The organism is Vibrio sp. R11-SG3-ISO3-SZ (assembly GCF_059834345.1).
Map to the genome: position 1 here is coordinate 1 of NZ_JCBDGX010000146.1, position 8,756 is coordinate 8,756.

Sequence of the window (8,756 nt, forward strand, 5' to 3'; positions counted from 1 at the left end):
AACGGTGGAAGTCCATATCAGCAATGGGATGCCCGGGTTTACCCTAGTGGGGCTGCCGGAAACCACCGTCAAAGAGTCACGAGATAGAGTGCGCAGCGCCATCATCAACTCTCGGTTTGAATTTCCTGCCAAGCGAATTACCGTCAACCTCGCGCCTGCCGATCTGCCTAAAGAGGGCGGCCGCTTTGATTTGCCGATCGCGCTCGGGATTTTGGCGGCCTCAGACCAGATCCCACTCTCGGCGATGAGCGACAAAGAGTACATCGGCGAACTGGCTCTGTCGGGCAAAATTCGCCGCGTGAAAGGGGTGCTGCCCGCCGCGCTTGCTGCCAGTCGAGCCCAGCGCTGCTTGGTGGTGCCCAAGCACAACGGCGATCAAGCGGCGCTAGTGGGCGCCGCGGTGCACAAGTCGGCCAGCAGCTTGTTAGAGGTGTGCGCGGATGTGTGCGGACAACAGAGCTTGAATCTGTTTCAAAGTGCGCCAGAGCCCACCAAGCCGCTGCGCACGACCCGCTGTTTGCAAGACATTATTGGTCAGCAACAAGGCAAGCGCGCATTGGAAATTGCCGCAGCAGGCAATCATAACTTGTTGTTTTTGGGTCCACCCGGTACGGGTAAAACCATGCTTGCGTCGCGTTTGTGTGACTTATTGCCAGAGATGACCGAAGCCGAAGCGATGGAAACCGCCTCCGTCACTTCGCTGACTCAGCAAGAAATCAACGCCCATAATTGGAAACAGCGCCCCTTTCGCGCGCCGCATCACTCCAGCTCTATGGCGGCCTTGGTGGGCGGGGGGAGCTTGCCAAGACCGGGTGAAATTTCGCTTGCACACAATGGCTTACTCTTCTTGGACGAGATGCCCGAGTTCGAGAGAAAAGTGCTCGATTCACTGCGCGAGCCACTCGAATCCGGGGAGATCATTATCTCCAGAGCGCAAGGTAAGACGCGCTTTCCCGCTCGCTTTCAATTGGTGGGTGCGCTGAATCCGAGTCCGACCGGCTACTACGAGGGCAACCAAACTCGCGTTAATCCTCAGGCCATTTTGCGCTATTTGAGCCGTTTGTCTGGACCTTTGCTGGATAGATTTGATATGTCGATAGAGATCCCCGCATTGCCTAAAGGCACCTTGTCTGAAGGGGGCGATCGCGGTGAGCCTACCGAGCAGGTCAGGCTGCGCGTTGAGCAGGCAAGAGAGACCATGTTGGCGCGCAGTGAGTGTGTCAACGCGCTGCTAGGCAGTCGCGATATTGAGGCGTTTTGCCCACTCAAGAAAGCCGATGCAGAGTTTTTGGAAACGGCGCTGCACCGATTGGGGCTGTCGATTCGTGCCTATCACCGCATCATCAAAGTGGCACGCACCATCGCTGATTTGGATGGCGCAAAGGACATAGAGCGACCTCATTTGGCCGAGGCGCTCGGTTATCGCGCGATGGATCGCTTGCTCAAGCAGTTGACTGCGCAGGCGGTGTGACATCAAGTTGAGGGCCAACGAACGCCGCAAGCCCTGCGGGGCAGGTTAGAACTGAAAGCTTAAACCCAAAGAGAACAGCGCTTGTTTTTCGTCAAAAAAGTCGAGGTTGGCGTCAGTTTCATTGTACCCGGCGAAGGAGACCAAGGATAAATTTGGCCAGCCGAGAAACTGTTGCAGCTCATAAGCGGCAAACACACTGAGTTTGTCTTCACTGCGAGTTTGACCATACAGAGGGTGAATGGCGTCATAGTCGCGGCTGCGATAGCCCGCGGTGAGCACTAGCTGATGACGGGCAATACGCTGAAAGAGGGAGATCTCTCCGCCCCAAGAGCGAAATGAGTTGGCGGCCCCTTCGGCATCACTGCGCGTGTAGATGATCGCAGGCACCACAAAGGCGGCGCGACTGAACGGCACGCGCACACTGCCTTTGAGGTAGTAGTTGTCGCTGTCACGGCGCAGGGCTAAGGCATTGTCTGGCGTGAGTTGTGTCAGTCCTGAACGTTCGTCATCGACCTTTTTTTTGCCGTAAGCGCTATCAAGGTTGATGCCTGTGCCGAGAATATTGCCCAGCTTGAGTCGATACGCGTCGCCTTTTTCATCGGTGGTGGCGCGCGCTACGCCGACAAGATACGGGTCTTGCCACACTTCGCCAGACATCACCGTTGGCAAATAGGAGACATCCACCGTGGTGCCATACGCTAAACGCTGTTTATAGCCGAGCTCAAGTGCGAGGGTGCCGATGGCAATGTCATCGCGCGAGGTACCGGCATAGAGTTGTTTGTCGCCTTTTGAGCCAAAGGTATAGCGAATGTTGCCAAGCGGCGCAGGGACCACACTGCTGTCGCTGGTGCCACTTTGGTCGATGCTGTTGATGACCTCATCACCTGACGTATTGAAGTTGGAGGTGGAGGAGAGATAGAGCGCATTGAGCGAAATCTCGCCACTGAGCCCAGGGCGGCCGTTCGGATTAGCGGCGGCGCCTGCCGAACATAACGAGGTGGCGATAAGCGATAAAACCGGTATTGCAAAGCGAACATCCATTTCCGTCTCCTAAAACTTCAGTGCGTGGCGCGGCCAACTACTCAGACCATCGCCTTAATGATTACAATGTGGTCAAGGACTTGTATAATTGCACGCGCTTTTTTAAAACCCAAGTTATCTTGACCACACGACAAGATTATTACGCAACATACATCGTAAACTACTCATTGGATCTCACTATTTCACTATGTTGGCCTATTTATTACTGGTAATGAACGTGTTGCTGGTGGCGCTCAATTCTGCTGTCTGCTCTCTGCTCATTTGTCTCATTGCGCTGTTGAAGTTGCTGTTACCAACGCCCGAGCTGAAAGCGAAGGGGACGGCATTGGCCAATCGGGTGATGTGGTTGTGGGCGACGGTCAACACCGCGATTTTGAGCCTCTCAAACCGTGTGGAGTGGGATGTACAAGGGGCAGATGCGCTGAAGCGCGATGGTTGGTATCTGATGATCAGCAATCATCTAAGCTGGACCGACATTGTGGTGCTCTGCTCGGTGTTTAAAGACAAAATCCCGATGCCGAAGTTTTTCCTCAAGCAGCAACTGCTCTACGTGCCGTTTATTGGCATGGCGTGCTGGGCGCTGGACATGCCATTTATGCGCCGTTATTCGCGCGAATATCTGCTGCGTCATCCTGAAAAACGGGGACAAGACTTGGTGACCACACGTCGCTCGTGCGCCAAATTCAAACATAGCCCGACCACAGTGGTGAACTACGTGGAAGGCACCCGTATCACGCCAGAGAAATTGCGTCGCAGCAAAGCCGGTTATGAGTATCTGCTGCAACCGAAATCCGGTGGTATAGCCTATACCTTAGCGGCGATGGGCGAGCAGTTTGATAATATCCTAGACGTAACGCTCGCGTACCCGAATAACCCAGATAAACCGTTTCGCGATGTGTTGATGGGCAAAATGACCAAGATCGTAGTTCGCGTGCAAGTGTTGCCGGTGGATGAGCAGGTGATGGGTGACTATTTCAATGATAAGCCCTATAAACGCCAGTTTCAGCAGTGGCTCGGTGAGGTTTGGCATAGGAAAGATGCGCAGCTCAAAGCAATCCATGAGCCGCCATCATCAAATCCACCGCCCTCAAAACAGTGACCCATCAAAAAAGGAGCCGAGGCTCCTTTTTTCGTTTGACGATAGTGACTGTCTTATTGAATCAGCAGGTAGTTCACCAAGTCAAAGTATTGCTCTAGGGTAAAACCGCGTGGTGGCTGAACCAAGTAACGGTTGTTAACCACGATAGAAGGCACACCCGTTAGGCCGCTGTCTTTGAACTGCTTGTCAAAGCGGCGCACCATAGAGTCCACCGCAAAACCATTGAAGGCAGAGTCGAATTTTTTACCATCGATGCCTTCGTCAGTGAAGATTTGGCGCAGCTCTTCGTCACTCTTCGGTGCTTTACCCAAGTTGTGGATACGGTTAAACATCACCGGCACCATTTGATCTTCCACGCCAAGCGACACCATAGTCGCGTATGCTTTGCTCATGGAAAGGCCCATGTTGCCACCCATGAACGAGACGTGATTTTTCTGCAACTTCACCCCTTCAGGTAGCTGAGCTTTGAGCTGGACAATCACGGGTTCCATCGAGTTACAGTGTGGGCAGTAGAAAGAGAAAAACTCCGTCACCACAGGCTTGCTTGACGGTTCCATGTTCAGCACTTTGTAGTGCTCACCTTCGTTGTACTGAGCCGCGTGTGCCGAAACACTGAGGAATAGGGCGGCGACAAGTGCAAACAGTTTTTTCATAATGACTCCATTTTAAAAGGCTTTTTTACCACTGTGGCATTAATGACAAGGGGGGCTCGCTCAGTGCGGATATCTGCTCTTTGAACCCGAGTACCTGATTTTCCCAATATTTTGCGTCGTTAAACCAAGGAAAGGCGAGTGGGAACGCAGGATCTTGCCACCGTTTTGCTAACCATGCCATGTAGTGCACCATACGTAGACCGCGCAGCGGCTCGATTAGTTTCAATTCGTTAACATTAAAATCATGAAACTCTTGGTACGCTTCGAGGATAATATCAAGCTGCATCAGTTTGTCACTACGTTCGCCACTGAGCAGCATCCAAAGATCTTGAACACTTGATCCATTGCGCGCGTCATCGAGGTCGACAAACATCGGACCATCACGCCACAAAATATTGCCGGGATGACAGTCACCATGCAGCCTGATCGGCGTATAGCTGTTGTCCCACTGTGCTTCGAGTGAGGCGATCAGCAGGTCGAGATCGTTGAAAAAGGCGCTTTGCAGATGAAGAGGAATAAAGTCGGAATTTTGCAGCAGCGCTCTCGGTTGGTAGAGGTATTCTTCAAGGCTCATGCTGGGGCGATGCACAAACGCTTGTTTGGCTCCGATACTGTGAATGCGCCCTAAATAGCGACCGACGCCCTCGAGCTGCTCTATATTATCCACTTCAAATTGGCGGCCGCCCACGCTGGCAAACAGCGCAAAGCGATAGCCTTGGTAGTGATGCAACGTGGCGCCATTGATGACCAGTGGCGGCGCGACGGGGATCTCCGCTTCGACCATCTCTTGGGTGAAATCGTGCTCTTCCTGAATTTGTTCGGCACTCCAGCGCTCAGGACGATAAAACTTGACCACATAACGTTGGCGCTCTTCATCGCTAAATTGATACACGCGGTTTTCATAGCTATTGAGTGGCAAAAAGCCGGATTCAGCGCGAATGCCGATGCTCTCTAGCGCATACCACATAAAATCCGGGGTAAGGGCATCAAAGTTAAAGGCGTGTGTTGAGAGAATCTGTTGTGTCATAGCCGGTTTCTTGTGACTGAGAAAAAGAACCATGCATGACGCTAGCATGGTCGTGAGGGGCAAAAAGGGCTCATCATGAGCCCTTCACCCTAGAGCGTCGCCTCTCGACGCATTTTTATCAAGGTGATTGAATTGACCTTCTCTTGCTAAACGATGGTCACAGCTTCTTGATAAAGCGACTTTCCACCTGGGTGGTAAAGTCTTGGCTGTCGGACAGTATAAACTGGATTGTCGCGACAGGTGAGCTGAGATTGTCCGGGTCGACGCCCAAGCTCATTGGCAAGTTGAGGACTTCCCCAGGCGCCACTTGTACTGTCTGTTTACCGTACCAAGTGACATCGCTCAGCCCTTCAACAGAGAGTTGATACGCCTGACGTTGCTGGGTTTTATTGATGATCTTCAACGTGTAGGTATTTTCAATCTCCCCAGAGCCGTTGACTCTAAACAGCTGATTGCGGTCACGCAGTACGCTAAGCCCTGCGGGGTCAACGCTGGCGACTTGAACGAAGAACAGGCCAATCATCACCAATAGCACCGCGCCGTAGCCGAGCAGTTTTGGCCTCATCACCTTGGTGTGCTTGCCGGAGAGACGGTGCTCGGTGGTGTAACTGATGAGTCCTTTGTCGTAGCCCATCCGCTCCATGGTGTGATCGCACGCATCGATACAAGCGCCGCAGTTGATGCACTCATATTGCAAACCATCACGAATATCGATGCCAGTCGGGCACACTTGCACGCAAAGATCGCAATCGATGCAATCGCCTAAACCGAGCTGTTTGGGATCGGCTTTGCGCGAGCGCGGGCCGCGCTGCTCACCGCGTGCACTGTCATAACCGACGATAAAGGTGTCTTTGTCGAACATTGCCGATTGGAAACGTGCATACGGGCACATGTGAATACACATGATCGAGCGCATCCAGCCGGCATTGCCGTAGGTACAGCCGGCGAAAAACAGCACCCAAAACACCGGCCAAAATGACGCGTTGAGGGTAAAAAACTCGACCACTAAGGATTTCACTGGCACAAAATAGCCAACGAAGGTAAAGCCCGTGGCTAACGCAATGGCCAGCCACGCCATGTGCTTGAGGGTTTTTCGCCACGCGAGTGAGGCGGTCAAGCGGCCAGAGTCTTGTTTGCGGCGTTTATTTGCGCTGCCCTCAAGTTTCTCTTCAAACCAGATGTACATAAAGGTCCACACGGTTTGCGGGCAGAGGTAGCCACACCAGACACGGCCTAAAAACGTGGTGATAAAAAACAGCGCAAAGGCCGCAATCACGAACAGCAACGCGAGCAAGGTGAGATCTTGCGGATAGAGTGTGGTACTAAAAAAGTTAAATTGTTGCTGACCGATGTCGAGCAAAATCGCCTGACGATCGCCGTAAGGGATCCAGGGGATAAGTGTAAATAGCAGCAATAGAAACCAGCCACCATAGCGGCGCAGCCTTTGGAAGGTGCCTTTGCTTTCTCTGACGTAGATGCGATTGCTTGGGTTAAATCTGTCGCCGTTGTTTTTGTGAGTTTTGGGATTGAAGGTTTTCGGAGTCACGTCTTTGACATCGATCTTATCTTGACTCATGGTGCTTCCTTATAGGCTAAAGCAAGGGTGTGTTGCCCTTGTTGCGTCCGACTTTGCTCTGGTCTCCTGTCAACTTGGCCCAGTGCGGCGCAGCCGAGTTCAAGTTGTTTGGAGATCTTGTGATCTGTTTTTTATTGTTAGCTGGCGATTATATACGCAATAGGAATGGGTTTTCTTTAAGACTATCAAGCTTTAACCACAAATTAGCCCAAACGCTATAACCATAATGACTAATAACACGTGCTACTAGATGGTTTAGCGATAAAAAAGCGACCCTAAGGTCGCCATATCTGATCCGTGACGCAATGTGTCGCTCAATCAATTAAACCGCGCGCACGCAAAATCGCGGTTTTAAAGTCATCTTCTTGATCTTTTTTGAGCCCGGGAATCATCTCGTCTTTTGCGCTATTGCGCATTTTTAGATGATAGATAAGTACATCATCGGTCAGCTCTTCAAGTTTGCCTTGATACCCCGCCTCTTGGCTGAGTTTGACGATAAACGCCAGTAAGTTCATCTCTTGGTCTTTTTGCCATTCTGGCTCAAGCAGTTCCAATAACTCTTCAATACGGTGACACTTCATGCTGTTCTCCACAATTTTTATAATGTTTTGCCTTAAGGTAGCAAAAGGGACGTGCAGAGAGCAACGCGAATCGTGCCGTGCTTATCGACAATGGGGCGTAATCAGGGGGCAAAAAAAAGCGCAGACGAAGCTGCGCTTTTCATTATGCTGCTTTTACCGCTTTTGATGGGGCAGACATCAAAAGAGTTGTCTGTTCCACTAACGTCATCGCAGGGTTGACTTTTTTTGCCGTTGGAGCAGACGCAAATCCACTACGACGACGCATCGCACTACGGTTTGTGTGCGAAAACCTGACTGCTGCTGGGCGCATCGATGTACCTAACTGTCAGGCATCTCCATTGCCAATTTAATGGCCTGTATTAACTATGAGTTGAGCTTCAACGTCACCTTGATGCTGCTGAAGGTTGGCTCTTCTGGCTTTCGCCAATCCAAATAATTAACCAGGATTGTTGATATGCATGCATATCAATCGTTAGAGTAGCACTAAGGGTAGAATTGGTCGATAACTAATCGATCACTGTTTTTCATTCTCTATTATTCTGTGAGTAGACAGAAACTTTGGCGAGATAAAGCGCGCTATAGTGAGGGTCTGCTTGGTGGTTTCACCCATAAGGGAGGTGTGTATGTCGTTTTTCAAGAAAACCCTCGCGAGCTTTGGTATTGGAAGTGCCAAAGTGGATTCAGTGCTGCGCCAAGAGGTGTTATACCCGGGGCAGAAGGTGAACGTCACCATTCATGTCTATGGCGGTTCGAGTGCGCAAGAGATAGACAACATCGAACTCAAACTCTACTGCCGTTACATCAAAGAAGTGCCGGACAATCACCATAAAAGTGATCACAACGCCGGTCGAATGCGCCGCGTGCCCACCAGTTATACACTGGCGACGTGGACGCTGCCTTACGCGTTTACGATTGAGCCTGGTGAGACGCGCGATTTCGAAGTGGAGTTGGATGTGCCGTGGAATACGCCGGTCACCATTGGTGACTCCAAGGTGTGGCTTGAGACTGGCCTCGACATTGCGATGGCCAAAGATCCGACCGACAAAGACATTTTGACGGTGCGCCCCGATCCTTTGCTTGATGGCATCTTTAGTGCGTTAGAAGCGCAGGGGCTGCGTATTCGTCAGGTGGAGTGTGAAGCGGTGGATGGCTTTGCTCTGCCTTTTGTACAGGAGTTTGAGTTTGTGCCGACCACAGGGCCGTTTCATGGTCGTTGGCGAGAGTTAGAAGTGGTGGCGTATCGCAGTGAAGACGAACTGCAAATGTGGTTTGAAATTGATCGCCACCGTGAAGGGGCAAAAGGGATGC

9 protein-coding genes are annotated in these 8,756 nt (G+C 51.6%); 3 read left to right on the forward strand and 6 right to left on the reverse strand.

What is annotated here, in order from left to right:
* Positions 1-1,471, forward strand: a 1,471-nt coding sequence (locus AC6R1O_RS16780; protein ID WP_500657454.1) for a YifB family Mg chelatase-like AAA ATPase, incomplete at its 5' end; no start/stop codon positions are given.
* 45 nt (positions 1,472-1,516) lie between these two features.
* On the opposite strand, the gene AC6R1O_RS16785 is transcribed toward AC6R1O_RS16780, so the two are convergent.
* Complete coding sequence (locus AC6R1O_RS16785; RefSeq protein ID WP_500657455.1) at positions 1,517-2,512, reverse strand: DUF2860 domain-containing protein; 996 nt, start codon at positions 2,510-2,512, stop codon at positions 1,517-1,519.
* A gap of 187 nt (positions 2,513-2,699) precedes the next feature.
* On the opposite strand from AC6R1O_RS16785, the gene yihG reads away from it, so the two are divergent.
* On the forward strand, positions 2,700-3,611 hold the full coding sequence (gene yihG / locus AC6R1O_RS16790; protein ID WP_500657456.1) for a 1-acylglycerol-3-phosphate O-acyltransferase, YihG family: 912 nt from the start codon (positions 2,700-2,702) through the stop codon (positions 3,609-3,611).
* Between the two features lie 53 nt (positions 3,612-3,664).
* Here yihG and AC6R1O_RS16795 read toward each other — a convergent pair whose 3' ends face one another.
* The 5 genes from AC6R1O_RS16795 to AC6R1O_RS16815 all read right to left on the reverse strand — a co-directional run bounded on the left by AC6R1O_RS16795 (position 3,665) and on the right by AC6R1O_RS16815 (position 7,758).
* Positions 3,665-4,264, reverse strand: a complete 600-nt coding sequence (locus tag AC6R1O_RS16795; protein ID WP_500657457.1) for a thiol:disulfide interchange protein DsbA/DsbL — start codon at positions 4,262-4,264, stop codon at positions 3,665-3,667.
* A gap of 25 nt (positions 4,265-4,289) precedes the next feature.
* A complete protein-coding gene (locus tag AC6R1O_RS16800; protein ID WP_500657458.1) occupies positions 4,290-5,291 on the reverse strand; it encodes a serine/threonine protein kinase in 1,002 nt (333 codons plus the stop codon).
* A 157-nt stretch (positions 5,292-5,448) separates the two neighbouring features.
* Complete coding sequence (gene ccoG, locus AC6R1O_RS16805) at positions 5,449-6,867, reverse strand: cytochrome c oxidase accessory protein CcoG (protein WP_500628972.1); 1,419 nt, start codon at positions 6,865-6,867, stop codon at positions 5,449-5,451.
* A gap of 314 nt (positions 6,868-7,181) precedes the next feature.
* Positions 7,182-7,448 carry a YihD family protein gene (locus AC6R1O_RS16810; protein WP_334555500.1) on the reverse strand — a complete coding sequence of 89 codons (267 nt, stop codon included), beginning with the start codon at positions 7,446-7,448 and terminating at the stop codon, positions 7,182-7,184.
* Between the two features lie 142 nt (positions 7,449-7,590).
* Positions 7,591-7,758 carry a hypothetical protein gene (locus tag AC6R1O_RS16815; protein ID WP_334555499.1) on the reverse strand — a complete coding sequence of 56 codons (168 nt, stop codon included), beginning with the start codon at positions 7,756-7,758 and terminating at the stop codon, positions 7,591-7,593.
* Positions 7,759-8,071: 313 nt separating this feature from the next.
* On the opposite strand from AC6R1O_RS16815, the gene AC6R1O_RS16820 reads away from it, so the two are divergent.
* A partial coding sequence (locus tag AC6R1O_RS16820) for a sporulation protein (RefSeq protein WP_500657459.1) occupies positions 8,072-8,756 on the forward strand: 685 nt, incomplete at its 3' end.

Bases quoted from the DNA above. Each gene is read 5' to 3' on its own strand.
- AC6R1O_RS16785 (WP_500657455.1), bottom strand. From the start codon at position 2,512: ATGGATGTTCGCTTTGCAATACCGGTTTTATCGCTTATCGCCACCTCG.
- yihG (WP_500657456.1), top strand. From the start codon at position 2,700: ATGTTGGCCTATTTATTACTGGTAATGAACGTGTTGCTGGTGGCGCTC.
- AC6R1O_RS16795 (WP_500657457.1), bottom strand. From the start codon at position 4,264: ATGAAAAAACTGTTTGCACTTGTCGCCGCCCTATTCCTCAGTGTTTCG.
- AC6R1O_RS16800 (WP_500657458.1), bottom strand. From the start codon at position 5,291: ATGACACAACAGATTCTCTCAACACACGCCTTTAACTTTGATGCCCTT.
- ccoG (WP_500628972.1), bottom strand. From the start codon at position 6,867: ATGAGTCAAGATAAGATCGATGTCAAAGACGTGACTCCGAAAACCTTC.
- AC6R1O_RS16810 (WP_334555500.1), bottom strand. From the start codon at position 7,448: ATGAAGTGTCACCGTATTGAAGAGTTATTGGAACTGCTTGAGCCAGAA.
- AC6R1O_RS16815 (WP_334555499.1), bottom strand. From the start codon at position 7,758: ATGCGCCCAGCAGCAGTCAGGTTTTCGCACACAAACCGTAGTGCGATG.